1 protein-coding gene is annotated in these 783 nt (G+C 45.6%); it reads left to right on the top strand.

The window, feature by feature from the left end; genetic code table 11:
• Positions 1 to 511 precede the first annotated feature (511 nt).
• Positions 512 to 727, top strand: a complete 216-nt coding sequence (locus tag ACSZO1_RS22595; RefSeq protein ID WP_437616635.1) for a hypothetical protein — start codon at positions 512 to 514, stop codon at positions 725 to 727.
• Positions 728 to 783 lie beyond the last annotated feature (56 nt).

Below are 783 nucleotides of genomic sequence, written 5' to 3' on the forward strand. Positions count from 1 at the left end.
GGACAAACCACATCAATCTTTGCCATCAATCATCCAAAGGGCAAAGAGTACAACAACACTAAGTCTGCGTCACGACCTTACAAAGACAACTGAGTGATGATTAACTAACTCGTCTGAGTTGATTCATTCAACACCGGGGTAGGTATGGGGTTGGACACTGAAAATGTGGAAATGATGGCCAACGCTATCGGTAGAGTGGTGATTGAACTTTCTTCACGAAATGAGCCAGTTACAAAAGAAACCATCATTGAAATGCTTGAATTCTATCGCCGCATCACTCGCAACGACATCGGAAAGGGGTGTACAGGGATGCGGCGCATATAGTCAGAACGGGAAGGCTGGGCGATGATTAGTTAGTGCTTGATGTCCCCGGATGACCTGGAAAGATTTCAACCATCATTTTCTCTTGCAGTGTCTTCACCTCAAGGCAAGTTGTAGCCGTTTTATGCTAAAAACACTTGCGCGTTCCGCACTACTATAAGTTTTTATTCTCAGGCGAAGAGAGTTTTGCATGGGAACAAACGATGAGCGCGCGCAAATGGCTGCCAGCGCAATTGTCCGTGCCGTGATGGAAATGCGCATTTCAGGAATCCGAACGAACGAGGACTCCGTTTTGATGATCCTTGAGCAGCTTCGTGATGAAGAAGCAGACCCTGTAGGAAAGCGAGCATATACCGATGCTATAGATGCAGTCAGAACGGGTAAACTTAGGGAAGGTGCGATTTAATCATTCAAAGTTCTGTTCATGACTACAATGATTGCCGTTCATCTATCGTTTTCAGT

It is taken from the genome of Erwinia sp. V71, from assembly GCF_965644245.1.
GTDB lineage: Bacteria > Pseudomonadota > Gammaproteobacteria > Enterobacterales > Enterobacteriaceae > Erwinia.